This is a genomic window from Mycolicibacterium arenosum (genome assembly GCF_024320865.1).
GTDB lineage: Bacteria > Actinomycetota > Actinomycetes > Mycobacteriales > Mycobacteriaceae > Mycobacterium > Mycobacterium arenosum.
Map to the genome: position 1 here is coordinate 621,867 of NZ_JANDBD010000002.1, position 24,536 is coordinate 646,402.

At 68.3% G+C, this 24,536-nt stretch carries 24 protein-coding genes; 12 read left to right on the forward strand and 12 right to left on the reverse strand.

What is annotated here, in order from left to right; translation table 11 throughout:
- Positions 1-9: 9 nt before the first annotated feature.
- Both NM203_RS06800 and NM203_RS06805 read right to left on the reverse strand, forming a co-directional pair.
- Positions 10-717 carry an envelope biogenesis lipoprotein LpqN gene (locus NM203_RS06800; RefSeq protein ID WP_255058988.1) on the reverse strand — a complete coding sequence of 236 codons (708 nt, stop codon included), beginning with the start codon at positions 715-717 and terminating at the stop codon, positions 10-12.
- Between the two features lie 53 nt (positions 718-770).
- The gene (locus tag NM203_RS06805; RefSeq protein WP_255058989.1) at positions 771-1,742 is read right to left on the reverse strand and encodes a bile salt hydrolase; all 972 of its coding nucleotides are present in this window, start codon (positions 1,740-1,742) and stop codon (positions 771-773) included.
- Positions 1,743-1,781: 39 nt separating this feature from the next.
- Between NM203_RS06805 and NM203_RS06810 the strand changes: the two genes are divergently transcribed.
- Both NM203_RS06810 and NM203_RS06815 read left to right on the forward strand, forming a co-directional pair.
- Positions 1,782-2,429, forward strand: coding sequence for a DUF5642 family protein (locus tag NM203_RS06810; protein ID WP_255059142.1), 648 nt, complete (start codon positions 1,782-1,784; stop codon positions 2,427-2,429).
- A 10-nt stretch (positions 2,430-2,439) separates the two neighbouring features.
- Positions 2,440-3,099 carry a DUF5642 family protein gene (locus tag NM203_RS06815; protein ID WP_255058990.1) on the forward strand — a complete coding sequence of 220 codons (660 nt, stop codon included), beginning with the start codon at positions 2,440-2,442 and terminating at the stop codon, positions 3,097-3,099.
- On the opposite strand, the gene NM203_RS06820 is transcribed toward NM203_RS06815, so the two are convergent.
- Together NM203_RS06820 and soxR are read right to left on the reverse strand one after the other, a co-directional pair.
- Complete coding sequence (locus NM203_RS06820; protein ID WP_255059143.1) at positions 3,096-3,692, reverse strand: alpha-ketoglutarate-dependent dioxygenase AlkB; 597 nt, start codon at positions 3,690-3,692, stop codon at positions 3,096-3,098. The genes NM203_RS06815 and NM203_RS06820 overlap by 4 nt on opposite strands.
- A 40-nt stretch (positions 3,693-3,732) precedes the next feature.
- On the reverse strand, positions 3,733-4,164 hold the full coding sequence (gene soxR / locus NM203_RS06825) for a redox-sensitive transcriptional activator SoxR (protein ID WP_255058991.1): 432 nt from the start codon (positions 4,162-4,164) through the stop codon (positions 3,733-3,735).
- A gap of 46 nt (positions 4,165-4,210) precedes the next feature.
- Between soxR and arcA the strand changes: the two genes are divergently transcribed.
- Positions 4,211-5,416, forward strand: a complete 1,206-nt coding sequence (arcA, locus tag NM203_RS06830; protein ID WP_255058992.1) for an arginine deiminase — start codon at positions 4,211-4,213, stop codon at positions 5,414-5,416.
- A 51-nt stretch (positions 5,417-5,467) separates the two neighbouring features.
- On the opposite strand, the gene NM203_RS06835 is transcribed toward arcA, so the two are convergent.
- Together NM203_RS06835 and NM203_RS06840 are read right to left on the reverse strand one after the other, a co-directional pair.
- Positions 5,468-6,259, reverse strand: coding sequence for a type IV toxin-antitoxin system AbiEi family antitoxin (locus tag NM203_RS06835; RefSeq protein WP_255058993.1), 792 nt, complete (start codon positions 6,257-6,259; stop codon positions 5,468-5,470).
- Positions 6,260-6,388: 129 nt separating this feature from the next.
- Positions 6,389-7,930 carry a dolichyl-phosphate-mannose--protein mannosyltransferase gene (locus NM203_RS06840; protein ID WP_255058995.1) on the reverse strand — a complete coding sequence of 514 codons (1,542 nt, stop codon included), beginning with the start codon at positions 7,928-7,930 and terminating at the stop codon, positions 6,389-6,391.
- Between the two features lie 24 nt (positions 7,931-7,954).
- Between NM203_RS06840 and rsmI the strand changes: the two genes are divergently transcribed.
- Entirely contained in the window at positions 7,955-8,815 is an 861-nt protein-coding gene (gene rsmI / locus NM203_RS06845) for a 16S rRNA (cytidine(1402)-2'-O)-methyltransferase (RefSeq protein ID WP_255058996.1), read from the forward strand.
- A complete protein-coding gene (locus NM203_RS06850) occupies positions 8,815-9,204 on the forward strand; it encodes a hypothetical protein (protein WP_255058997.1) in 390 nt (129 codons plus the stop codon). Before rsmI ends, NM203_RS06850 begins: the two co-directional genes overlap by 1 nt.
- Here NM203_RS06850 and NM203_RS06855 read toward each other — a convergent pair.
- The 4 genes from NM203_RS06855 to metG form a co-directional block, all read right to left on the reverse strand.
- The gene (locus tag NM203_RS06855; RefSeq protein ID WP_255059000.1) at positions 9,132-10,421 is read right to left on the reverse strand and encodes an aminodeoxychorismate synthase component I; all 1,290 of its coding nucleotides are present in this window, start codon (positions 10,419-10,421) and stop codon (positions 9,132-9,134) included. The genes NM203_RS06850 and NM203_RS06855 overlap by 73 nt on opposite strands.
- A gap of 22 nt (positions 10,422-10,443) precedes the next feature.
- Positions 10,444-11,328, reverse strand: a complete 885-nt coding sequence (locus NM203_RS06860) for an RNA polymerase sigma-70 factor (protein WP_255059001.1) — start codon at positions 11,326-11,328, stop codon at positions 10,444-10,446.
- The gene (locus NM203_RS06865; protein WP_255059004.1) at positions 11,325-12,497 is read right to left on the reverse strand and encodes an NAD(P)/FAD-dependent oxidoreductase; all 1,173 of its coding nucleotides are present in this window, start codon (positions 12,495-12,497) and stop codon (positions 11,325-11,327) included. The genes NM203_RS06860 and NM203_RS06865 overlap by 4 nt, the downstream gene beginning before the upstream one ends.
- A gap of 103 nt (positions 12,498-12,600) precedes the next feature.
- Positions 12,601-14,190: a methionine--tRNA ligase gene (gene metG, locus NM203_RS06870; RefSeq protein WP_255059005.1), complete on the reverse strand. Its 1,590-nt coding sequence runs from the start codon at positions 14,188-14,190 to the stop codon at positions 12,601-12,603.
- A 25-nt stretch (positions 14,191-14,215) separates the two neighbouring features.
- Here metG and NM203_RS06875 point away from each other — a divergent pair, with 25 nt between their 5' ends.
- The 3 genes from NM203_RS06875 to rsmA all read left to right on the forward strand — a co-directional run bounded on the left by NM203_RS06875 (position 14,216) and on the right by rsmA (position 17,209).
- Positions 14,216-15,049, forward strand: a complete 834-nt coding sequence (locus NM203_RS06875) for a TatD family hydrolase (RefSeq protein ID WP_255059007.1) — start codon at positions 14,216-14,218, stop codon at positions 15,047-15,049.
- A gap of 101 nt (positions 15,050-15,150) precedes the next feature.
- Positions 15,151-16,278, forward strand: coding sequence for a resuscitation-promoting factor (locus NM203_RS06880; RefSeq protein WP_255059009.1), 1,128 nt, complete (start codon positions 15,151-15,153; stop codon positions 16,276-16,278).
- Position 16,279: 1 nt separating this feature from the next.
- Complete coding sequence (gene rsmA, locus NM203_RS06885) at positions 16,280-17,209, forward strand: 16S rRNA (adenine(1518)-N(6)/adenine(1519)-N(6))-dimethyltransferase RsmA (protein WP_255059011.1); 930 nt, start codon at positions 16,280-16,282, stop codon at positions 17,207-17,209.
- Positions 17,210-17,214: 5 nt separating this feature from the next.
- Here the strand turns inward: rsmA and NM203_RS06890 are convergent, their stop codons facing one another.
- Positions 17,215-18,711, reverse strand: a complete 1,497-nt coding sequence (locus tag NM203_RS06890; RefSeq protein ID WP_255059013.1) for an amino acid permease — start codon at positions 18,709-18,711, stop codon at positions 17,215-17,217.
- A gap of 72 nt (positions 18,712-18,783) precedes the next feature.
- The gene (locus NM203_RS06895) at positions 18,784-19,584 is read right to left on the reverse strand and encodes a serine/threonine-protein kinase (protein ID WP_255059014.1); all 801 of its coding nucleotides are present in this window, start codon (positions 19,582-19,584) and stop codon (positions 18,784-18,786) included.
- Positions 19,585-19,782: 198 nt separating this feature from the next.
- Between NM203_RS06895 and NM203_RS06900 the strand changes: the two genes are divergently transcribed.
- From NM203_RS06900 to NM203_RS06915, 4 genes are all read left to right on the forward strand, one after another.
- Complete coding sequence (locus NM203_RS06900) at positions 19,783-20,751, forward strand: 4-(cytidine 5'-diphospho)-2-C-methyl-D-erythritol kinase (protein ID WP_255059016.1); 969 nt, start codon at positions 19,783-19,785, stop codon at positions 20,749-20,751.
- A 306-nt stretch (positions 20,752-21,057) separates the two neighbouring features.
- The gene (locus NM203_RS06905) at positions 21,058-22,695 is read left to right on the forward strand and encodes a fatty acyl-AMP ligase (RefSeq protein ID WP_255059017.1); all 1,638 of its coding nucleotides are present in this window, start codon (positions 21,058-21,060) and stop codon (positions 22,693-22,695) included.
- Positions 22,696-22,764: 69 nt separating this feature from the next.
- On the forward strand, positions 22,765-23,730 hold the full coding sequence (locus NM203_RS06910) for an efflux ABC transporter ATPase subunit, DrrA-related (RefSeq protein ID WP_255059018.1): 966 nt from the start codon (positions 22,765-22,767) through the stop codon (positions 23,728-23,730).
- Entirely contained in the window at positions 23,727-24,533 is an 807-nt protein-coding gene (locus NM203_RS06915) for an ABC transporter permease (RefSeq protein WP_255059019.1), read from the forward strand. Before NM203_RS06910 ends, NM203_RS06915 begins: the two co-directional genes overlap by 4 nt.
- The last annotated feature ends 3 nt before the right edge of the window (positions 24,534-24,536 follow it).

Below are 24,536 nucleotides of genomic sequence, written 5' to 3' on the forward strand. Positions count from 1 at the left end.
GGGAGACGTTCACGGCGTGATGGTGGTGTTGGTGTCGATCTCGCTGACCGCGTCGAGTAGTTGGTTCATCTGGCCCCCCTGACCGTTGGCGTTGAGCTGCAGAACGAAGAGTCCGGAGCCGTCTGCGGCCGGAATGACCACCGTCTTCTGCGCGATCATGCGTTGCGTGCCGTCGCTGATGTAGCTGCCACCGACCTCGACGGCGTCGAAGCCGCTCAGCGTGCCCCTCTTGCCCTCCGTTGCGCCGTTGTAGCCGGGCAGGTTGTTGAGTTCGCCGGGGGCGAATTCGAAGATCTTGGCCGCGTCGACGGGCCCGGTCAGCTTGGAGACCAGAGCGATCACCGACGCGGGGTCGGCCGCCGCAGCCGGATCGTTGAGGACGACGGCCTGGTACGCGTACTGCGGTGTCTGCGGACCGGCATCGCGCCACCCCGCGGGTACCGGCAGCGTGATCGTCGGGGAGCCTGGATCGCCTCGCTTCACCTTGGTTTCGGTGATGCCGGCCTGCTTGATGTAGTCGGCGATGGTCGGTTGCGCCCCGGTTGGCGGTTGGGTCGGTGCGGCGCTCGGCGGACTGGTTGCCGATGTCGCGGACGACGCCGACGACGACGCGGACGAGGGTGAGGGCGGCTGCTCGGGCTCGGCAGCCGATCCGCAGGCGACGAGGCCGCCCACGACCAGCGCGGCCAACGCCGTCGCGGTGCTCCAGGCCTTCACACGGCGGAGCCTAGCCGTTGGCAAAGTCCCTGCGCATGTGAACCCGCGGCGCGTCAGAAACCGATGTGCCGCGGGGCGAAACTCGGAGTCACGTCGCCCACTAGGGATTCGTCGTACGGGTCGATCGCGAGAACCGGTGCGCCTTCTGTGAAGTCGAGCTTGGAAAGCCGAGTCCACAGAGTGCTGGGGCTCGTCGTCAACTCGAAGAAGTACGTCAGGTGAGTCAGGTCGGTGACCGTGCGGTACTCGGTGTTGTACACGCCGAACTCGCCGTAGGGCGCGCCGAACGGCACCGAGACGTTACGCATGATCGCCATCACGCTGGCGACCGCTGGTCGCTCGGCGACGGGAGTGGGTAGCAACGCCGAGTAGTAGGCGGCGCGCTGGAAGCGATCCACCGGATTCACGTTGCCGGGCAGCGGCATGTCGCGGCTGGGATGCGAGAAGTCCTGGGCGGCCAGCAGGCGCAGTTGCTCGTCGTAGGTCGGGTCGTTGGTCATCAGCGTGAACTCGCGGCCGTGATGCACGACGAGTTCGCCCCCCGCGAGTTCGATGATCGCGGAGTCGCCTGCGGCATCCTCGATCGCCAGGTGCAACGTCGCGTCGTGGCCGTTGGCTCCGACCATCACCAACTGGACGCCGTCCATCAGCGCCAGCGCCTCGCCGACGGTGGCGGCCCCGTCGAGCAGGTACTGCGCCCACAGCCCCGTGTGCAGCCCTGGCAGGTCGGGATTGCGGGTGCCGACATCGGTCGACTTGAGGTACAGCGCGTGGACGCCGAGCCCCTTCTCGTTGACGCCGTCGACGGTTCCGAGCCCGTACACGGTGGTGACGACGCTGCCATAGGTGCTGGTCCAGCGCAGCGGGTTGTCCGGCACGACCACCTCGGTGACGAGCAACCCACCGTCGCGCTGCCTACCGCGCGGGAACACCACGATGAGCGGCTCGGTCGACTCGGGCCAATCCATGCTGCGTCCCGCCAGGACCGCGAAGTCGTTGCTGTTCCAGAGGACTCGAGTACACATCGAGGTGAAGCGTAGCTGTGGTTTCATGGCCCCGTGCGGATGTTCGCGTCATGCCTCGTGCTGGCGCTGTGTGCGGCGTGTGGCCACCCGCCGCCCGCGGCGCCCCAATCGGCGGACAGCGCGGCCGCGCCCACTGTCAACGCCGACTACATCTCGCGGGCGCGCACCGAACTACCCGCCGGATACGAGGTGGGCGACCTCGCGGATCGCTCGTCGCCCGCCGCGTTCTGGGGATTGGGCCGGGAGTGGACCGCCGATCCCGCGCAATGCGCGGTGCTCGGTCAGCCTGCGGCGCCCGATGCGCCGGTGCGCGGCTGGTCCGCGTCCGGGCCCGGCGGAATCGTATACGCAGCGGTGGTCGAGACCACGGTGGAGCTCGACCAGGCGGTGACGCGCGAATGCGGTGCGTGGACCGCGTCGGCGGGCCACACCGGCGCTCGGGTCGCTCTGATAGACGGGCCCGTAATCGACGACGCCGCGACCGTCGGCATGACCAGCGACGCGACCACCGTCGTCGAGGGTGGCACCGAAACCCATTCGCGGGCAGAGACCTTCAGCGCCTATCTCGGCGGGCACGTCGTCTCCGTCACCGTCGTGACCGACCCCGGCTCGACGGGTCCGCCGCTGGGGCCCGACTTCGCCGCCACGCTGTTGGTCAAGACCGTCGCCACGCTGCGGGGCGGGTAGATTGGCCCGGATGTCTCGGACGCTGTTCGCCCTTGCGTGTGCCCTGCTGCTCGCCGCGTGTGGCGGCGGCCAACCGGCCGACGTGCGTGGTGACATCGCCAAGGTCGTCGATCTGAGGTCGACGTTCGGGCCCGACTACACGTTGTCGACCGTCGAGCCGACGGGAATCGATCCGCGTCTGCTTGCGCCGCAGCCGCTTCCGCAGGGCGTGACGTTGGACCCGCCGGACTGCGGCACGTTCGCGACCGGACTCACACTTCCCGACGGGCTCAAGGGGAACATGGCCGCTGTGACCGCCGAGGGGGCGGGTAACCGGTTCATCGTCATCGCGGTCGAAACGTCGGAGGCGGTGACGCCACCGCAGCCCGGCGACAACTGCCGCAAGGTCGCGTTCGCCGGACCCGGTGCGCGAGGGCTCGTCGAGGTCGCCGACGCGCCCGCGATCGACGGAGCCACGACGCTGGGTACCCACCGGTTCGTCCAAACGGTGGCGAACGGCAAGGTGACGGGCAGCGGCGAGCTGTACAACTACGTGGCGAGCTTCGGCTCGTACCTGGTGATCGTGACCGCCAATCCGCTGGTCGAGCCGAACAAGCCGGTGTTACCGACGAATACCGAGAGGGCGCGTGAACTGCTGGCGTCGGCTGTCGCACTCGTCCGCGGCAGCTAGCGGACGTCCCGCGGCCGGAACTGAATGCTGATCCGCGGTCCGGTCGGCTTGGCGGTCTTCGGCACCGCGTGCTCCCACGTGCGCTGGCAGGAGCCGCCCATCACCAGCAGGTCGCCGTGTCCCTGGGGGAGGCGCAGGCTGCGCCCGCCCGCGCGTGGGCGCAGCGCGAAGGCCCGCCGTGCGCCCAGGCTGACGATGGCGACCATGGTGTCCTCGGTGCTGCTGCGGCCGATGTTGTCGCCGTGCCACGCGACGCTGTCGTTCTCGTCGCGGTACAGGCACATGCCGACGGTGGTGAACGGCTCACCCATCTCCCGCGCGTAGATGTCGTTGAGCCGCACCCGAAGCCGGGTGATCGCGGGGTGCGGGGCGGGCCCGGTGGTGAGGTCGTGAAAGCTGACCAGGCGGGGCACGTCGAGCACGCGGTCGTACATCTGCCGGCGTTCGGCGCGCCACGGGACGCACTCGACGAGTTCGTCGAACAGGTCCTCCGCACCGGTCAGCCAGCCCGCCCGGACGTCGATCCAGGCGCCGTCGCCGAGCGGACGCCGCTCGGCGTGGTCGAAGAGCGATCCCTGAATCGCCGTTCCGATCCCAGTCACGCCTGCATGCTATCGCACATACATTCGATTATCAGAGATTGGCGGCGCCGGGGCCCTGTGCGGCGAGGACGTCACCGGGGTTGGCGAGTGCGCACACCTTGAGGCTGAGGCACCCGCAGCCGATGCAGCCCGCCAGGTTGTCGCGCAGGCGTTCCAGGTGGGTGATCCGCTCGTCGAGGTCGGCGCGCCAGCCTGCGGACAGTCGCGCCCAGTCCTTGCTCGTGGGAACGCGATTGGTGGGCAGCGTCGCGAGGGCCTCGCGGATGCGGGCCAGCGGGATGCCGAGTCGTTGCGACATCCTGATGAAGGCGACCCGCCGAATGGCCTCACGCGGGTAGCGTCGCTGGTTGCCCGACGTCCGTCTGCTGACGATCAGCCCCTCCCGTTCGTAGAAGTGCAGCGCGGACACCGCAACCCCGCTACGCCGCGACATGTCGCCGGGGGTGAGCTCGGGTGATTCCATGACCTCAACCATACTTGAGGTGAGTTTTGCGACTACCGTGCTTCATGTGACGGGTACTGCGTTGGGTTCCAATTCGGAGGTCGGCAGGCTGCGGACGGTGATCCTGCACCGGCCGGGTGCCGAACTGCAGCGGCTGACCCCGCGCAACAACGACGCGCTGCTGTTCGACGGCATGCCTTGGGTGGCAAGGGCGCAGGAGGAGCACGACGCCTTCGCCGACGTGTTGCGATCGCGCGACGTCGAGGTGCTGTTGCTCAGCGACCTGCTCACCGAGGCGCTGGCCAGCGGCGCGGCGCGGATGCACGGCATCTCGGCGGCGGTCGACTCGCGACGGTTGGGACTGCCGCTCGCGCAGGAGCTTTCGGTCTATCTGCGGACCCTAGAGCCGACCGCACTGGCGCGGGTGCTGATGGCGGGAATGACGTTCAACGAGTTGCCGTTCGACGAGCGCGAACTGTCGCTGGTGCGCCGCATGCACCACGGCGGCGATTTCGTCATCGACCCGCTGCCGAACCTGCTGTTCACCCGCGACTCGTCGGTGTGGATCGGCCCGCGCGTGGCCATCACGTCGCTCGCCCTGCCCGCGCGAGTGCGCGAGACGTCGCTGACCGACCTGATCTACGCCCACCACCCCCGGTTCCTCGGGGTCCGGCGGGCTTACGAGTCGCGGTCGGCGCCGGTGGAGGGGGGCGACATCCTGCTGCTCGGCCCCGGTGTCGTGGCCGTCGGAGTCGGGGAGCGGACGACTCCCGCCGGTGCGGAGGCGTTGGCGCGCAGCCTGTTCGACGACGATCTGGCGCACACCGTGCTGGCCGTGCCGATCGCGCAGGAACGCGCGCAGATGCACCTGGACACCGTCTGCACGATGGTCGACGTCGACGCGGTGGTGATGTACCCGAACATCGTCGGCTCGCTGTCGGCGTTCACCATTCGCCGCACCGCGGACAGCGTGAAGATCGACAGCGCGGCACCGTTCGTCGACGCTGCCGCCGACGCCATGGGCATCGAGAAGCTGAGGGTCATCGACACCGGTCTCGACCCCGTCACCGCGGAGCGCGAGCAGTGGGACGACGGGAACAACACGCTGGCGCTGGCCCCCGGTGTCGTCGTTGCCTACGAGCGCAACGCCGAAACCAATGCGCGCCTTGTGGATTCGGGCATCGAGGTGCTTCCGATCGCGGCGTCGGAGTTGGGTACCGGTCGCGGCGGTCCGCGCTGCATGTCGTGCCCGGTCGCACGCGACCCGCTGTAGCTCGCCAGCCCCGCGAGTTCTACGCTTTCGTCGTGCGCCTGCGCTTGTGCACTACCGAGGCGCAGATCTCGCGAGGGGGATCCACCCGCGCCGCTCGCACGCCTCACCCAGTCGATGGAGGATGAACGCGGGCGTGTGCTCCTTGACGACGTGCAGATCGAGCCAATCGCAACTGTCGATTAACTCCGCCCGCCCGATGTCGTGAACGAACTGGTCTCGCTTGGTCTGATGATGCTCGCCGTCGTAGTCGAGGCCGATTCGCGGCTCCTCCCAACCCAGGTCGACGAACGCGTTGGTGCACCCGTCGGTGACGCGGATCTGGGTCGTCGGGCGTGGATAGCCGGCGTCGACGACGAGTAGTCGCAACCAGGTCTCCTTCGGTGACTGTGCGCCACCGTCCATGAGTGCCAGGGCGATTCGCGCCCGCTTCATGCCGCGCGCGCCGCGATATCTGTCGACGAGGACGGCGACGTCGGCCGCTGTGATCCCCGTCGCCGCGGCTAACGCGTCGAGGTGTCCGACCGCTTCGAGGCGGGGCAGGTGCCGAGCCAGATCCAACACGGTGCGGGCCGGAGTGGTCACGGCCAGCTCGCCGACCATGCACACTTCGTCCCAGTCGATGCGCTCCTCACGCACGACGACCGTTCGTCTGCGACGACGGTGGTCGGCGATGATGCCCGTTCGGTCGGTTGACAGCCACGCTGCGTGTGCGCTCAGTGCTACCGAGGTCTCGGCCCCTCGCGGTACGTAGACCCCCGGCAGCACTTTCTCGTAGCGCCAACGCAATTGGCCCGGTGTCAGTCCGCCGCCGAGCAAATCCGATCCGTAACTGGCTTCGTCCACGCTCGGATCGTGGCGCTGACCCCCGACAGACTGCGTGGCCGATCGCGACTTCTACGCCTGCGCTGTGGATAACTCGGCGAGCACGACTCGAGCGTAGAAACCGCGAGCCTTGCACGGGCCGACGCCCGGCTAGCGCCAGCTGGGCAGCCAGATCTGCATGTTCCAGGTGGCCTGCGAGATCGGCAATCCCGTCAGCACCGGGTAGAGCCACGCGAAGTTGGTCAGCACGGCCGCGGTGTAGAAGCACACCACCAGCAGCCCGAGCGTGTGTCTCTCCGCGCTCTGTCTCGGGGCGTAGAGGATGTCGCCGAGTATCAGCGCGATCATCATCACCAGGAACGGAGCCATCGGCGCGGCGTAGAAGAAGTACATCTGCCGGTCGATGTCGGCGAACCACGGCAGGAAGCCGGCGCAGTAGCCGGTGAGCGCGACCGCATAGCGCCAGTCCCTTTTCACGAAGGACTTCCACGCCGCCCACGCCAGCACCGGCACCGCGAGGAACCACATCGCGGGCGTGCCGACGAGCATCACGGCCTTGACGCACGACTGCGGTCCGCAGCCGTCGACGCCGTCCTGCACGATGGCGTACAGCACCGGCCGCAGAGACATCGGCCACGTCCAGGGCTTGGATTCCCAGGGGTGGTGGTTGCCCGCCGCGTTGGTCAGCTCGGAGTGGAACTTGTAGACCCCGTAGGTGTAGTGCCACAGCGACCGCACCGCGTCGGGCAGCAGCCCGCCCTCGCCGATGGTCCTGCCGACCTCGTGGCGGTTGGTGCCCGTCTCCGACGCGAACCACGGCCCGTACGAACCCAGGTAGACGGCGACGGGGATCACGGTCAGCGCGTACAGCGTCGGCGCGAAGTCCCGCCGCAGCGTGCCCAGCCACGGCCGCGGCACTCGGTACGCCCTGCGGGCCGCGACGTCGAACGCCAGCGTCATCACCCCGAAGAACAGGATGAAGTAGAGACCCGACCACTTCGTCGCGAACGCCAGGCCCAGCAGCACACCGGCGCCGAACCGCCACCACCGCACGCCGAGGCGCGGACCCCAGGCCGTCTCGCCGATGCGGCCCTCGAGCAGCGCGACGTGCATCCGCTCGCGCATCTCGTCGCGGTCGACGATCAGCGCCCCGAACGCCGCGACGACGAACACCACCAGGAAGACGTCGAGGAGCGCCGTTCGGGCCGTCACGAAGCTGACCCCGTCGGCGATGATGAGCAGCCCCGCGATCCCGCCGATCACCGTCGAGCGCGTGATCCGCCGCACGATGCGCGCGACCAGCACGACGATGATCACGCCGCACACAGCGCCGCTGAACCGCCAGCCCAGCCCGTTGTAGCCGAAGATCCCCTCGCCGATGGCCATCAGGAACTTGCCGACGGGCGGGTGCACCACCAGGCCGTAGCCGGGGTTGTCCTCGACACCGTGGTTGCCGAGCATCTGCCACGCCTGCGGCGCGTAGTGCTTCTCGTCGAAGATCGGCACGCCGCCGTCGGTCGGGGACCCGAGGTTGAGGAACCGCGTCAGCGCCGCGAGAGCGGTGATCACGGCCGTCATCACCCAGCCGTGCAGCCGGTCGAGCGGCCCGAAGTCCGCCACCGGCATCAGCGGGCCGGGGCTGATCACGGGTACGGACCGCTCGCGTGGCGCGTCGAGCGGGGGAGCGGTCACAGAGGCGATCGTAGGCTGTCGACTGTGACGGGACCTCCAACAGGCGGCCGCCTGCTCCTCGCGGCCACGCCGTTGGGCCAGCCGGGTGACGCGTCGGCGCGCCTCATCGACGCGCTGTCCACCGCCGATGTGATCGCGGCCGAGGACACCCGCCGCGCGCGCACCCTGGCGCAGGCGCTGGGGGTCCGGCCCACCGGCCGGATCGTCAGCTTCTTCGACCAGAACGAGGCGTCCCGGGTGCCGCAGCTCGTCGAGGAGGTCGCCGCGGGAGCCTCGGTGCTGGTGGTCAGCGACGCCGGGATGCCGCTCATCAGCGACCCCGGCTATCGACTGGTCGCCGCGTGCGCCGACGCCGGGCTGATCGTGACGTGCCTGCCCGGCCCGTCGGCCGTGACGACGGCGCTCGCGGTCTCCGGGCTGCCGTCGGACCGCTTCTGCTTCGAGGGCTTCGCGCCGCGCAAGCGCGGAGCGCGGCTGTCGTGGCTGGCGACGCTCGCCGGTGAGCAGCGCACCACGGTGTTCTTCGAGTCGCCCCGGCGGCTCGCCGAATGCCTGGGCGACGCGGTCACCGCCCTCGGTCCGGACCGTCGCGCGGTGGTGTGCCGCGAGCTCACGAAGACCCACGAGGAGGTCCGGCGCGGCTCGCTCGCCGAGCTCGCCGAATGGGCCGCCGACGGCGTGCTCGGCGAATTGACGGTCGTACTCGCGGGCGCGGTTCCCACCGCCGATGTCGACACGCTGGTCGCGGCGGTCAACGAACTCGTCGAGGCGGGCGCCCGCGTCAAGGACGCCTGTGCCGAGGTGATCGCGGCAAACCCCGGTGCGCCGTCGCGTCGAGAGCTCTACGATTCCGTTCTGCGATCACGTGAACGGGAGGGGCGGTAATGATCGGTTGGTTGCGGCGTCGTGCGGAAGCCGCGAGCAAACAGCTATCGGAGGAACTAGAAGGCGAGACCCTGGTCCTGCCGCCGGAGAAGGGGTCCTACCGCGGTAGCACCGCGGCGGGTTTTCCCCGAGTCAAGAACGCCGGGCTGATCGCCCTGACCCGGCGGCGGCTGGTCTTCCGGACGCTCACCGGCAAGACCATCGAGGTGCCTCTCGCATCGATCACGGGGGTGAGGTCCGCGACCGTGTTCAACGGCTCGGTGGTGGGCGGACAGACGCATCTGATCGTGGCGACGGCGACGGGCGAGGTCGGCTTCTACGTCTTCTCCGGTATCGGCGAGTGGGTCACGGCGCTCACCGCGTTGTCGCCCAACCAGGCGGGTGCCTGAGCCTCCGGGCCACGACCCACCGAGCCGACGATCGACGCCGCCTTGTCGAGGCACTCCTGCCATTCGGCATCGGGGTCCGAGTCGGCGGTGATGCCGCCGCCGACACCCAGCACCGCGTCGCCCGCGGCCGTGAACTCGACGGTGCGGATCGCCACGTTCAGCTCGACGCCCGCTATCGGTGACGCGAAACCGACTGTGCCGCAGTAGACTCCGCGGTGTTCCGGCTCCCACGTGCCGAGCAGTTCGCGAGCCCGCCGTTTCGGGGTGCCCGTCACCGACGCGGGCGGGAACGTCGCGGAGAGCACGTCGGCCATCGGCACGTCGACCGGCACGTTCGCGGACACGGTCGACACCAGGTGCCACACGCCGGGAGCGCGACGCACCACCAGCAGTTCGGGCACGGTCACGGTCCCGGTGCGCGCCACACGGCTGAGATCGTTGCGGACGAGGTCGACGATCATCACGTTCTCGGCGACGTCCTTCACCGACTCGCGCAGCGCCGAGGGCGGCCGGTCCAGCGCAAGCGTGCCCTTGATGGGGCTCGACGTGACGGTGTCGCCGGTGCGGCGCAGGAACAGTTCCGGCGACAGCGACGCGACGGCGCCCCAGTCACCTGAGACGAACGCCGCGCGGGCCGGTGCCGTCCGGCTGACCAGATCGCCGAAGAAGTCGACGGGCGCACCGGTGCCGACGCCGACGAACTGTGTGCACACGCAGGCCTGATAGACCTCGCCGGCGGCGATCGCCTCGAGGCACGCCAGCACGCCCGCCCGGTGCACCTCCCGGTCGGGTGGGGTCCACTCGATGCGCCACGGCGCCGCCGCGCCGGGCGTCCGCAACGCGCCGGCGACCCAGTCGGGCATCGGCTGCCCGGAAAGGCTTTCGTACCACCAGGATCCGGCGGCGTCCTGGCGCAACACGCAGTCCGTCCACCCGCCCGCGGCCTCGGGGATGCGCGCTCCCGCCCCGTCGGGGTAGGACAGGTAGCCGATCCAGCCGCCGCCGATCTGCTCGCCGCGGGGGCCGGGCGCGACGTCGAAGACCTCGGACGGCGCGACCTGTTCGACCGCGACGCTGGGCACGATCACCGCGCGCGCACCGAACCAGTCGCCCGTCAGCGCCGCGGGTGGTGGCAGGCCGAGCCGCCGAGTCGCGGCCGCCAGCGCGCGCAGCACGGCCACGGGTTGGTGACCCTCGGCGATCCGCTCGGCGCGCATCGGCTCAGCATGGCAGAAGCGACTACCGGCTGATCTCCCGCGCGACCAACACAGCACCGAGCTTGTCGGGGTTCCGCATCGCGTAGAAGTGGCTGATCCTGCCGTCGGTGATCTCGACGGTGATGATGCCCTCCAGGTGGTCGTCGAGGTAGAGCACCAGCGCCGGGGCGCCGTTGTAAAACGCCGGTTCGACGCGGCCGTCGTCGCCGCCGACCCGCAGCAGGCCGAGCACCAGTCGCGCGACCCTGTCGGCGCCGAACACCGGCCTGCGCGCAGCGCTGACCTTGCCCGCGCTGTCGGCCGTCCACACCACGTCGGGCGCGAGCATCGTGATGAGTGCGTCGAGGTCGCCCGTCGACGCCGTCGCGAAGAACTGCGCGGTGATGGCCATCGACTGCTGCGGGTCGACGGGCTCGAATCGCTTGCGCCTGGCCTGGACGTGTTCGCGCGCGCGGTGCGCCATCTGACGCACCGCCGCGCTGGATTTGCCTATTGCCGAAGCGATCTCGTCGTGGCCGAACCCGAACACCTCGCGGAGTACGAACACCGCCCGCTCATCGGGGCTCAGCGATTCGAGCACGACAAGCATCGCCATCGACACCGATTCGGCCAGAACGACATCCGTCGAGGCGTCGTCGGTGTCGACCAGCAGCGGCTCCGGCAGCCACGGGCCGACGTAGTCCTCTCGACGTCGGGACGCGGCGCGCAGCGCGTTGAGCGCCTGCCGGGTGACGAGCTGCGCCAGGTAGGCCTTGGTGTCCTGGACGTGGGCGAGGTCGACCTCGGCCCAGCGCAGGTAAGCGTCCTGCAGCACGTCGTCGGCTTCCGTTGCCGAGCCGAGGATCTCGTAGGCGATCGTGAACAGCAGCGGACGCAGATGCGTGAACCGCTCGGCGTGCTCGTTCACTTGACCGACACGGCGGCGAGGCGCTGCGCACGCTTACCGCCCTTGAGCCAGAAGTACGAGCCGGGCTTGCGGGCCTCGCGCGTCAGGAAGGACAGCGTGCCCTTGCACACGGCCTCCTTGATCGACGCGGCGACGCGTCCGCTGATGTACATCGGCATCACCCGGTCGTCGAGGTGGGCCAGCTGGATCGTGCCGCCCGTGCGTCCGAGGCTGATGCACTGCCCGGTGAAGGCCTGATTCACCGTGGCGGGTTCCGTGCCTGCGATGCGGCTGAGCACCGTGTTGGCGGCCTGCGCTCCGAGCGGAAGCGCCGCCTGGCAGCTCATCCGCAGCGGCGTGTCCGATGGCGCGGAGGCGTCGCCCGCGGCGACGATGTACGGGTTGTCCACGCTGGTGAGCGTCTCGTCGGTGAGCAGCCGGCCCAACGCGTCGGTGTCGAGTCCACTGCGGCGGGCCAGGTCCGGGACGCCGAATCCGGCGGTCCAGACCGTCACCGTGCTGGCCAGCCACTGACCGTTGGCGAGCTTCACCGCGTCGGCGCGCACCTCGATCACCAGCGACTCGGGTCCGTCGACGACCGTCACGCCGAGCTTGCGCATGCGCTTGGCGACCGCCTTGCGGGTGTTGTCGGTGAGGTACGGGCCGAGCGGGCCGCCGCAGGCGAGGGTGACGTTCCGGCCCGCCTCGGCGAACTCGGTCGCCACTTCCAGGCCGGTCGGCCCCGCCCCCACCACGACGATCGGGGCGTCGGCCGGGGTTGTCGCAAGCGCCGCGCGCAGCGGTTGCGCCTGTTCCAATTCCGATATGGGATAAGCGAACTGGGCCGCGCCCGGAACCCCGGCCGGTACCGCTCCGGTGCTGCCGACGGCGTACACCAGGTAGTCGTAGGTCAGCCTCGCCCCGGACGCGAGCTCGACCCGGCGCGCGGATGCGTCGATGCGGTCGGCGCTGTCGACGACCAGGTGCACGCTCGAGTTCAGAATCGTCGCGTAGTCCTCGACCGCGTCGTCGTTGTCGATTGCCAACTGGTGCAGTCGGATCCGCTCGACGAACTCCGCACGGGGGTTCACCAGCGTGACGTGCGCACCCGCGCCGGCCAGACGGTTGGCCGCCATCACGCCGGCGTACCCGCCGCCGATCACCACGACCCGGTTGTTCTGCTCGTTCATCTCTCACTCCTCTGAGGTAGTCGGCTCCTCGCTGAGCCGGGCTGACCTCAAGACACCGCCACGTCCAGAAGTGTGACAGCTCGGAAGCGGGATGTGACGGGGCTCACTCCTCGGCGACGTAGCGCGGGAACACGCCCTCGGGTTTCGGCAGCTCAACCCCCGGCGCGATCCGGGTGCCGATCGCGGCGAAATCCCGGCTGTCGGCGGGCTGGCCCAGCAGGTCGAGCAGCGTGGCCGCGGACCCCGGCATCACCGGCTGTACCAGCAGCGCCGCGATCCGTACCGCCTCGAGCGTCGTGTACAGCACGGTCGAGAACCGCTGCTGGTCGGCGGCCGCCTCGGACTTGCGCAGCACCCACGGCTCCTGCGCGGAGAAGTACCGATTGGCGGCGCCGAGCATCGCCCAGATGGCCTCCAGTGCGAGGTGCATGGCGGGTACGTCGAAGTGCGCGCGCACCCTGGGCAGCAGCCCGTCGGCGAGGGCCAGCAGCTCGCGGTCGGCGTCGGTGAACTCGCCGGGCTCCGGCACGCGTGCCCCGAGGTTCTTGTTCACCATCGACAGCGAGCGCTGCGCCAGGTTGCCCAGCTCGTTGGCGAGATCGGCGTTGATGCGTCCGATGATCGCCTCCTCGCTGTAGCTGCCGTCCTGTCCGAACGGCACCTCGCGCAGCAGGAAGTAGCGCACGGCGTCGACGCCGAACGCGTCGGCGAGCGCGATGGGGTCGACGACGTTGCCGACCGACTTGCTCATCTTCTCGCCCTTGACGTTGATGAAGCCGTGCGCGAACACCTTGCGCGGCAACTCGATTCCCGCCGACATCAGGAACGCGGGCCAGTAGACGGCGTGGAACCGGATGATGTCCTTGCCGATGACGTGCAGATCCGCGGGCCAGTACTTGCGGAAGCTCTCGGAGTCGGTGTCCGGAAAGCCCGCTCCCGTCAGGTAATTGGTCAGCGCGTCGACCCAGACGTACATGACGTGGTCGGGGTGGTCCGGTACCGGCACTCCCCAGTCGAACGTGGTTCGGGATATCGACAGGTCCCGGAGTCCGCTCGACACGAAGCTGACGACCTCGTTGCGCCGCACGTCGGGGCCGATGAACTCGGGGTGGGCCTCGTAGTGGGCCAGCAGCCGATCGGCGTACGCCGAGAGCCGGAAGAAGTAGGTCTGCTCCTCGGTCCACGTGACGGGCGTGCCGGTCTCGATCGAGTACTTCTCACCGTCGTCGCGCGTCTCGAGTTCATCGTCGGTGTAGAAGCGCTCATCGCGTATCGAGTACCAGCCCGAGTACGAGTCGAGGTAGATGTCGCCCGCGGCGTCCATCCGCTTCCAGATCTCGATCGACGCGTCGACGTGATCGGCGTCCGACGTCCGGATGAAGCGATCGAACGAGTTTCCGAACCGGGTCTGCATCGCCTCGAACGTGTCGGAGTTGCGCAGCGCCAGTTCGGCCGTCGAGGTTCCCTCGGATTCGGCGGTCTGGACCATCTTCAGTCCGTGCACGTCGGTTCCGGTGAGGAAGCGGACGTCGAAGCCGTCGAGTCGCTTGAATCGAGCGATGGCGTCGGTGGCGATCTTCTCGTACGCGTGCCCGATGTGCGGCGCACCGTTGGGGTAGTCGATCGCGGTGGTGACGTAGTACGGGGCTCCCTGGGTGCGCGTCCCCGCGCCGGGGAGATGTTCTGGCCTCATTTGAGCCCAAGCTTATGGTGTGCCGGTGAGCTCCCGACGTCCCCCGCCGCCTCCTCCCGAGCCGCTCGCACCGCTGATCGACGCCCACACGCACCTCGACGCCTGCGGCGCATCCGACGCCGCCGATGTGACCGCGATCCTCGACCGCGCCGAGGCCGTCGGTGTCACGGCCGTCGTCACCATCGCCGACGATCTGCACGCTGCGCAGTGGGCCGTGCAGGCCGCGGAGTGGGATCCCCGCGTCTACGCGGCGATCGCGTTGCACCCGACGCGCGCCAACGCGCTGGACGACGCGGCTCGTGCCGAACTCGAGAGGCTCGCAGCGCACCCGCGGGTCGTCGCCGTCGGCGAGACGGGCATGGACCTGTACTGGCCGGGGAAGCTCGACGGGTGCGCCGAGCCCGCCGAGCAGCGCGAAGCCTTCGCGTGGCACATCGACCTGGCCAAGCGGACGGGCAAGCCGTTGATGATCCACAATCGCGACGCCGATGCCGCGGTGCTGGACGTGCTGCGCGCCGAGGGCGCGCCCGACACAGTGATCTTCCACTGCTTTTCGTCGGGTCCCGAGATGGCCAGGGAGTGCGTGAACGCCGGCTGGCTGCTGAGCCTTTCCGGGACCGTCAGTTTTCGGAATGCGCGCGACCTGCGCGAGGCGGCCCTGCTCATCCCGCCGGATCAGCTGCTCGTCGAGACCGACGCGCCGTTCCTCACGCCACACCCGTACCGTGGGGCACCGAATGAGTCGTACTGTTTGCCGTACACGGTTCGGGCATTGGCCGAGGTCGTTGGCCGTCCCGCCGAGGCGCTCGCCGACGAGACGTCTCGGAATGCCGCTCGGACCTACGGAATCCGCAGCTAGAGCGAGTTGCTGGCCCTTCGGCTTTTCGTTACCGTCCTGTAATCGAAGCGGTCGGCGGCGCGATCACTGCCTGACGACCTGATTAGTCGGGATAGACACTTTTGAACGCTTTGCAAAAACTCGATGAAGCGCGCTCGCCGATGCTGCGACTCGTCGTCGCGGCCCTGCTGGTGGCGCTGACTTTCGCAGGCGGCTACGCCGTGGTGGCGCACAAAACCGTCACGCTGACGGTCGACGGCGCCCCGATGACCGTGTCGACCATGAAGACGCGGGTCATCGACGTGGTCCAGGAGAACGGTTTCGACGTCGGCGAGCGCGACGACCTGTTCCCCGCCGCCGACGCGGCTGTGCACCAGGCGGACACGATCGTGCTGCGTCGCAGCAGGCCACTGCAGATCTCCCTCGACGGCCGGAACAGCCGAGAGGTCTGGACGACGGCCGCGACGGTGCAGGAGGCGCTCGTCCAGCTGTCGCTGACCGACACCGCACCCGCGGCGGCGTCGCGCGGCAGCAGGGTTCCGCTGGAGGGCATGTCCCTGCCGGTCGTGAGCGCGCGCACCGTCCAACTCGACGACGGCGGCGCGATCCGGAGCGTCACGCTGCCCGCCGCGAACGTGTCCGGTTTGCTCGAGGCCGCGGGCGTCCCGCTGCAGCAGCGCGACACCGTCGAGCCCGCCGCCACGTCCCCGGTCCTGGACGGCATGCTGATCAAGGTGACACGCGTGCGGATCCAAAAAGTTACCGAAGTGATGCCGCTGGCTCCGCTCAACAAGACCGTCCCGGACCCGAACCTGAACATGAGCCGCACGGTGGTCGAAGATCCTGGAACACCCGGTACACAAAGCGTGACGTTTGCTGTATCTACCGTCAACGGTGCGGAAACGGGCCGACTGCCAGTAGCCAATGTCGTCATGACCCCTGCCCGAGACGCCCTCGTGAGGGTCGGTGCGAAGCCCGGAACCGAGGTTCCGGAGGTGCAGAACGGGGGTACCTGGGACGCGCTCTCGCGCTGCGAAGCAGGTGGTAATTGGGCTATAAACACCGGCAACGGATTTTTCGGTGGCGTCCAATTTGATCAAAACACCTGGGAGCGAAACGGTGGACTGAGGTATGCTCAGCGGGCGGATCTGGCTACGCGTGAAGAGCAGATCGCAATTGCTGAGGTAACTCGGGCGCGTCAGGGTTGGGGGGCGTGGCCGACTTGTAGCGGAAGGTTGGGTGTGCGCTGACGTGACGATTCGACTCCTCGGTCGTACCGAAATCCGCCACTTGGCGAAGGAACTCGACTTCCGACCTCGGAAAGCCTTCGGCCAGAACTTCGTACACGACGCCAACACCGTGCGACGTATCGTCTCCGCGTCCGGCGTCAACCGCCACGACCACGTTCTCGAGGTCGGCCCCGGCCTCGGCTCGCTGACCCTAGCGCTGCTCGACCGCGGCGCCAAGGTGACGGCCGTCGAGATCGATCCCGTGCTGTTCCATCAGCTGCCCAAAACCGTGGCCGACCACTCGCACAGCGAGGTACACCGCCTGAACGTCATCAACAAGGACGTCCTGACGGTCACCGGCGAGGAGGAGGGGCTCGAAGAGCCGCCGACCGCCGTGGTGGCCAACCTGCCGTACAACATCGCGGTGCCCGCGATCCTGCACCTGCTCGCTACCTTCCCGACCGTTCGCACCGTCATGGTGATGGTTCAGGCCGAGGTCGCCGAGCGACTCGCCGCCGAACCGGGCGGTAAGGACTACGGCGTGCCGAGTGCCAAGGTCCGGTTCTACGGCAAGGTCCGCAGGCACGGCATGGTGTCGCCGACCGTGTTCTGGCCCATTCCGCGCGTCTACTCGGGGCTGGTCCGGCTGGACCGCTATGAGGAATCGCCGTGGCCGGTGGAGGCGGGCTTCCGCGACCAGGTCTTCGAACTCATCGACATCGCGTTCGCGCAGCGGCGCAAGACGTCGCGCAACGCGTTCGCCGAGTGGGCCGGTTCCGGCAACGAGTCCGCGGAGCGACTGCTGTCCGCCAGCATCGATCCGTCCCGTCGCGGCGAGACGCTGTCGATCGCCGATTTCGTCCGGCTGCTACAGCGGTCCGGCACGTGGCCGCCGCAGGCCCCGGAAACGGCCGGGGACAGCGGCGACGACGAGCACGTCCACGCCTTCTGACGCGGTCAGTCCTCCGACTCCTTGGCGTCCTTCGCCAGGAATTCAGCCTGCAGCGGGGTTTCAGCCACGATCGGGTAGTTGCCGGTGATCCCGACGCGCTCTTGAGCGACCGCTAGCACGCGGCCGCGCACGGCGTACCACCCGCCGATGAGTGCGGGGACGATAACCAGCAATGCGACGGCGTTCCAGTAGTTCTCGATGCACATGAGCAGCGTCACCGCGGCCAGGAACGCCAAGGTGGCGTAACTGGTGTAAGGCGTACCGAACAATCTGAACGCCGGCCGCTCCAGGATCCCCGTCTGCGACCAGCGGTACATCTGAATCTGGCAGATCACGATCGTGGCCCAGGACGCGATGATGCCGAGCGCCGACAGGTCGAGCGCGATGTTGAACGCCTCTGCCGGAACCACCAGGTTGAGGAAGACGCCGACGACGGTGAAGCACGCCGTCAGCGCGATACCCGCCCACGGCACACCGCGTTTGGACATCTTCGAGGTGAACACCGGTGCGCTGCCGTTCAGCGACATCGACCGCAGGATGCGACCGGTCGAGTAGAGGCCGGCGTTGAGACTCGACAGTGCCGCGGTCAGCACGACGAAGTTCATGATGTCACCGGCGGCGGGCACACCGATGCTGGAGAAGAACGTGACGAACGGGCTGGTGCCGGCCTTGTAGGCGGTGTACGGCAGCAACAGTGCGAGCAGGATCAGCGACCCGACGTAGAACACTGCGATGCGGAAGATCACAGAGTTGATGGCCTTGGGCATGACCTTGGCGGGGTTCTCCGTCTCGCCGGCCGCGGTTCCGACCAATTCCACTGCGGCGTAGGCGAATATAACGCCCGACGTGATGACGACGAGGGCAAGCAGACCGTTCGGCAGAATGCCTCCGTTGTCGGCGATCACCGACGGACCGGTGGTCGCGCCCTGCACCGTGAAACGACCGGCCAGGAATACGATTCCGACCACCAGGAAGGTCACCAGCGCGACCACCTTGATCAACGCCGCCCAGAACTCCATCTCTCCGAACCACTTGACCGAGATCATGTTGATGCTCAACACGATCACCAGTGCGATCAGGGCTATCACCCACTGCGGTATAGCTTCGAAGGCTCCCCAGTAGTGCATGTAGAGCGCGATGGCGGTCACGTCGACGATCGACGTACACGCCCAGTTGAAGAAGTACATCCAGCCGGCGACGTAAGCGGCCTTCTCGCCGAGGAATTCACGCGCGTAGGACACGAACGACCCGGATGACGGCCGGTGCAGCACCAACTCACCCAGTGCGCGCAGGATGAAGAAGACGAACACCCCGCACACCGCGTAGACGATGAACAGGCCGGGGCCGGCGCTGGCGAGTCGGCTGCCTGCGCCCATGAACAAGCCGGTGCCGATGGCGCCGCCGATCGCAATCATCTGCAACTGGCGGGGTTTCAGGCCCTTGTCATAGCCCTCTTCTTCGTGGGCGAGCGCGGAGTTGTCGTATTCGGTAGGGGTCGACATTTTCCGACGCTAACCCCGCCCGACCGGTACCGACACTCGAGGAGGGTAAAAGTTACGTTACGTAACTATTGTTCACACCGGCAATGCGCGGGTGATCAGCGTGACGAACTCGGTGCACGTGTCGTATCTGAGCTCCGGGTCCTTGGCCATGGCCTTCGCGAGGATCGAATCGAAAGCGTGTGTCGCCCAGTCGATTCGGCGTGAAAATGTGGGGACCGGGGAGCGCAGATGATCATCGGCGAGCGCGAACGTCGTCGAGCGTGTGAAAGGCGTTGCTCCGGTAAGGAGTTCGACCGCGGTACAAGCCAACGCGTAGAGATCCGTTGCGGCAGTGGGGGTGCGGCCGTACAGCACCTCCGGTGCGGTGTAGGGCAGCGACGCCTCGATGTGTGTGATATCGCGCCCCAGGTGGTCGGTCAGCGCGCGTGCCACCCCGAAGTCGACGAGTACCGCGCCACGGTCTGAGAAGTGTTCCGAGAGCAAGATGTTCGTGGGCTTGACATCGCAGTGCACGACGCCGAGCGAGTGTGCGAAATCGAGGGCGGCGGCGATCTGGCCCAGCGCGACGAGAATGTCGGCCCGGTCGGTGAGGCCGCTGACGGGTCCGCCCGTGAGCAGTTCCATGGCGAGCCAGTACGGACCGCGTTCGGTCATGGCGACGATGTGCGGGTGCCTGCAGGTGCCGGCAAAGTCGTACTCCCGCGCGAGACGGGCCAGGTGGACGTTGTCGCGGTGGTGATCGTCGAGCACCTTCAGGGCTACCGCGGCACCGGGATCGTCGGCGTGGTGAGCGCGGTACACCGTCGCGGATCCGCCATGTCCGACTACGCCGTCGACGACGTAGTCCCGAACGCGATCCCCCGTGGTGAGCACACGTCGAGCCTAGGGTCGGCCCGCCCACCGCACCCGTCGAGCGGGGACGAGCTGTGATCCTTGACACATCACGCGAGCAAACACTAGCGTGGGAATTCTGGTGTTGCCGGGCGTACCTGGTGCTCAGCGGCGGGATTTACGAGGGGTATCTCACCACTTCCGTACTTGTCGTCGCCGCCCCGGCGATACTGTCGTGTCGTGCCCGCGTCCGATGGAAACACCGCATCCGAATGGGTCCCCACCGGGTCGGTGACGGTGCGCGTTCCCGGCAAGGTCAATCTGTACCTCGGTGTCGGTGACACCCGCGACGACGGCTACCACGAACTGAACACGGTGTTCCACGCCGTATCGCTGTTCGACGAGATCACCGTGCGCAGCGCCGACACCCTGTCGGTGCGGTCCACGGGTGAGGGCAGCGAGGATCTGCCGACGGACAACCGCAATCTGGCGTGGCGGGCCGCCGAACTGCTGGCCGAGCACGTCGGGCGGGCGCCGGACGTGGCGATCTCCGTCGAGAAGTCGATTCCGGTCGCCGGGGGAATGGCGGGCGGCAGCGCCGACGCCGCGGGGGTGCTCGTCGCGGTCAACACGCTGTGGGAGCTGGGTCTGCCCCGCCGAGACCTGCATGCGCTGGCCGCCGAACTCGGCAGCGACGTGCCGTTCGCGCTGCACGGCGGCACCGCGCTGGGTACCGGGCGAGGCGAACAGCTGGCAACGGTTTTGGCGCGCAACACCTTTCACTGGGTGCTCGCTTTCAGTGAGGGATCGCTGTCGACGCCGAAGGTGTTCGGCGAGCTCGACCGCCTGCGCGCCGACGGTGCCCGCGACCTGCCCGCGCGGCTCGACGATCCGGAACCGGTGCTCGCAGCGCTCGCGTCGGGCAGTGCCGACGACCTGGCCGTGTTGCTCGGCAACGATCTGCAGCCGGCGGCGCTGAGCCTCGACAGCCGGCTGCGGCGCACGCTGCGCGCGGGTGTCGACGCGGGCGCGCTGGCGGGCATCGTGTCGGGTTCCGGGCCGACGTGCGCGTTCCTCTGCCGGTCGGCGTCGGCGGCCATCGACGTCGGCGTGCAGCTGGCCGGCGAGGGCGTGTGCCGGACGGTGCGGGCCGCCAGCGGCCCGGTACACGGCGCCCGGGTGGTGCCGACGCCGTCGTCCATCACCTGACAACGCCGGTTGCCGTAGTGTGACGGAGGCCTCAATTCGGCCTTTGGTTTGTAGGTTACTTAAGAGTCTCTTAAGATGATCCGCGGTGAATGCCAACGGTCACGCGGACCACGCGACGACACGACCCGCCCGATGCCGGGGCGGGTGGACTCGCGTCGTCCATTCGGACGGTGACACGTTCGCTGGTGCAACACCGTTTCGAGACCTAACCGGTTCCGAAACGCGAGCGCGCCTCCAAGAAAGCGCCAAGGTTACGTCGGAGCATTACATCCGGGTATTAGCTGCCCGTAAACCGAGGAGGTTGTCGTGAGCAGGTTCACGGACAAGATGTTCCGCAACGCGCGGGAGAGTGACCGGGGCATGGTCACCGGTGAGCCCTACGAGCCGGTGCGCCACACGTGGCTCGAGGTGCACGAGCGCGCCCGCCGCATCGCAGGCGGCCTCGCCGCGGCCGGTGTCGGCAAGGGTGACGCCGTCGGTGTCCTGGCGGGCTTCCCGGTGGAGATCGCCCCCACGGCCCAGGCGCTGTGGATGCGCGGTGCCAGCCTCACGATGCTGCACCAGCCGACCCCCCGTACCGACCTCGCCGTGTGGGCCGAGGACACCATGAACGTCATCGGCATGATCGAGGCCGAGGCCGTCATCGTGTCCGAGCCGTTCCTCGTCGCGATCCCCGTTCTCGAGGAGAAGGGCATCAAGGTGCTCACGATCGGCGATCTGCTCGAGGGTGAGCCGATCGACCCCGTGGAGACCGACGAGGACGACCTCGCGCTGATGCAGCTGACGTCCGGCTCGACCGGGTCTCCGAAGGCCGTGCAGATCACCCACCGCAACATCTACTCCAACGCCGAGGCCATGTTCATCGGCGCCGAGTACGACGTCGAGAAGGACGTCATGGTCAGCTGGCTGCCCTGCTTCCACGACATGGGCATGGTCGGCTTCCTGACCATTCCGATGTACTTCGGTGCGGAGCTCGTCAAGGTCACCCCGATGGACTTCCTGCGCGACACGCTGCTGTGGGCCAAGCTCATCGACAAGTACAAGGGCACCATGACCGCGGCGCCGAACTTCGCGTACGCGCTGTTCGCGAAGCGGTTGCGCAAGCAGGCCGAGCCCGGCCAGTTCGACCTGTCGACGCTGCGCTTCGCGCTCTCGGGCGCCGAGCCCGTCGATCCCGCCGACGTCGAGGACCTGCTCGATGCCGGCAAACCGTTCGGGCTGAAGCCGTCGGCCATTCTGCCCGCATACGGCATGGCCGAGACGACGCTCGCGGTGTCGTTCTCCGAGTGCAACGCGGGCCTGGTGGTCGACGAGGTCGACGCCGACCTGCTGGCCGCGCTGCGCCGTGCGGTCCCCTCCACCAAGGGCAACACGCGGCGGCTCGCGTCGCTCGGCCCGCTGCTGCAGGATCTCGAGGCGCGCGTCGTCGACGAGAACGGCGACATCATGCCCGCTCGCGGCGTCGGCGTCATCGAGCTGCGCGGCGAGTGCGTGACGCCCGGCTACATCACCATGGGCGGCTTCCTGCCCGCGCAGGACAAGCACGGCTGGTACGACACCGGCGATCTCGGTTACCAGATGGAGAACGGTCACATCGTGGTCTGCGGCCGCGTCAAGGACGTCATCATCATGGCGGGCCGCAACATCTACCCGACCGACATCGAGCGGGCCGCGGGCCGTGTCGAGGGCGTCCGGATCGGCTGCGCCGTCGCGGTTCGGCTCGACGCCGGGCACTCGCGTGAAACCTTCGCCGTCGCAGTCGAATCCAACGCCTGGCAGAACCCGGCCGAGGTGCGACGCATCGAGCATCAGGTCGCCCACGAGGTCGTCACCGAGGTCGACGTGCGGCCGCGCAACGTCGTCGTGCTCGGCCCCGGCACCATTCCCAAGACGTCGTCGGGCAAGCTGCGCCGCGCGAACTCGGTCTCGCTCGTCACCGGCTAGCGGTTTCGGCGTGAAAACGTTCGCCTAGCGACGGTTTTCACGCCGAAGTCACTGGGTAGCGTGATCGGTGTGACCGAAACCCCGGCCATCGAGGCGATCGATCTGGTCAAGCGCTTCGGCGACGAGCTCGCGGTCGACGGCGTCAGCTTCACCGTTGCGCAGGGCACCGTGCTCGGTCTGCTCGGCCCCAACGGTGCCGGCAAGACCACCACGGTGCGGATGATGACGACGCTCACCGTGCCGACGAGCGGAACGGCCAGGGTCGCGGGCTACGACGTGCGCACCGAGCCCGACCTGGTGCGGCGCAACATGGGTCTCACGGGGCAGGCCGCGACCGTCGACGAACTGCTCACGGGCCGCGAGAACATCCGTATGATCGGCGGGCTCTACGGCATCGGCCGCAAGGACATCAGGCGACTGGGCGACGAGCTTCTGGAGCGCTTCGACATCGTCGACGCCGCCGACCGGCCGGTCCGGTCGTACTCCGGCGGGATGCGGCGCCGCCTCGACCTGGCCGTCAGCCTCATCGCCGCGCCGCCGGTGCTGTTCCTCGACGAGCCGACGACGGGCCTCGACCCCCGCAGCCGCAGTGATCTGTGGGAGGTGTTGCGCGGCTTGGTCGCCGGAGGGACGACGCTGCTGTTGACGACGCAGTATCTCGAGGAGGCCGATCAACTCGCCGACGACATCGTCGTCATCGACCGCGGCCGCATCATCGCCCAGGGCACCCCGCTGCAGCTGAAGCGGCAGGCGGGTAACGCCAGCCTCGTCGTCACGGTGTCGCACGCGGCGAACCTCGGCGCGGCCCGCGAACTGCTCGCGCGGACCGGAGCGGACGTGCACGTCGACGAGGGCGCTCGGCAGCTCACCGCGGCGGCCGACGGCATCGCCGACCTGACGAGAGTGGCGGGCTGGCTGCAGGAGGACCGGATCGAGGTCGACGACATCGGGCTGTCGCGGCCCAGCCTCGACGACGTGTTCCTCTCGCTCACCGGGCACCGCGCCGACGACGAGGACCAGGAGGTGTCCGCGTGACCGGGCAGCCGACGAACCTCGCGCAGCAGTCGTGGATCATGGTCAAGCGCAACATGATTCACACCAGGCGCATGCCCGAGATGCTGAGCGACGTGACGGTGCAGCCGATCATGTTCGTGCTGCTGTTCGCATTCGTGTTCGGCGCGTCGATCGCCACCAGCGGCGGCGCGTCGTACCGTGAGTTCCTTCTGCCGGGCATCCAGGCGCAGACCATCGTGTTCACCGCGTTCGTCGTGGCGTCGGGGATCACCGCCGATGTCGAGAAGGGCGTCATCGACCGGTTCCGGTCGCTGCCGATCCGTCGGTCGTCGGTGCTGATCGGCCGCAGCGTCGCCAGCCTCATCCACTCGTCGATCGGCGTGGTCGTCATGGCGATCACCGGATTGTGCATCGGGTGGCGCATCCGCGGTGGAGTCCTCGACGCCGCTCTGGCGTTCGTGCTGATCCTGGTGTTCGGCTTCGGCATGATCTGGTTCGGCATCCTGATCGGCTCGCTGATGCGGTCGGTCGAGGCCGTCAACGGTGTGATGTTCACCGTGTTGTTCCCGATCACGTTCCTGGCCAACACCTTCGCGCCGACCGAACCCATGCCGAGGTGGCTGCGAGTGGTCGCCGAGTGGAATCCGGTGTCCTCACTAGCGCAGGCGATGCGCGAACTCTGGGGCAACGGACCCGCGGCGCCGCCGGATGCACAACTGCCGCTGCATCATCCGGTGCTGTCGACGGTTCTGTGGTCGCTCGCGATGACGGCCGTGCTCGCGCCGTTCGCCCTGCGCGCCTATGCCCGCAGGACGTCCGACTAGCGA

Excerpts from the sequence above, each read along its gene's own strand:
- NM203_RS06890 (WP_255059013.1), bottom strand. The coding sequence starts at position 18,711 with ATGTCGACCCCTACCGAATACGACAACTCCGCGCTCGCCCACGAAGAA.
- metG (WP_255059005.1), bottom strand. The coding sequence starts at position 14,190 with ATGAGGCCAGAACATCTCCCCGGCGCGGGGACGCGCACCCAGGGAGCC.
- NM203_RS06805 (WP_255058989.1), bottom strand. The coding sequence starts at position 1,742 with ATGTGTACTCGAGTCCTCTGGAACAGCAACGACTTCGCGGTCCTGGCG.
- NM203_RS06810 (WP_255059142.1), top strand. The coding sequence starts at position 1,782 with ATGTTCGCGTCATGCCTCGTGCTGGCGCTGTGTGCGGCGTGTGGCCAC.
- NM203_RS06855 (WP_255059000.1), bottom strand. The coding sequence starts at position 10,421 with ATGCGCGCCGAGCGGATCGCCGAGGGTCACCAACCCGTGGCCGTGCTG.
- NM203_RS06865 (WP_255059004.1), bottom strand. The coding sequence starts at position 12,497 with ATGAACGAGCAGAACAACCGGGTCGTGGTGATCGGCGGCGGGTACGCC.
- NM203_RS06815 (WP_255058990.1), top strand. The coding sequence starts at position 2,440 with ATGTCTCGGACGCTGTTCGCCCTTGCGTGTGCCCTGCTGCTCGCCGCG.
- NM203_RS06850 (WP_255058997.1), top strand. The coding sequence starts at position 8,815 with ATGATCGGTTGGTTGCGGCGTCGTGCGGAAGCCGCGAGCAAACAGCTA.
- soxR (WP_255058991.1), bottom strand. The coding sequence starts at position 4,164 with ATGGAATCACCCGAGCTCACCCCCGGCGACATGTCGCGGCGTAGCGGG.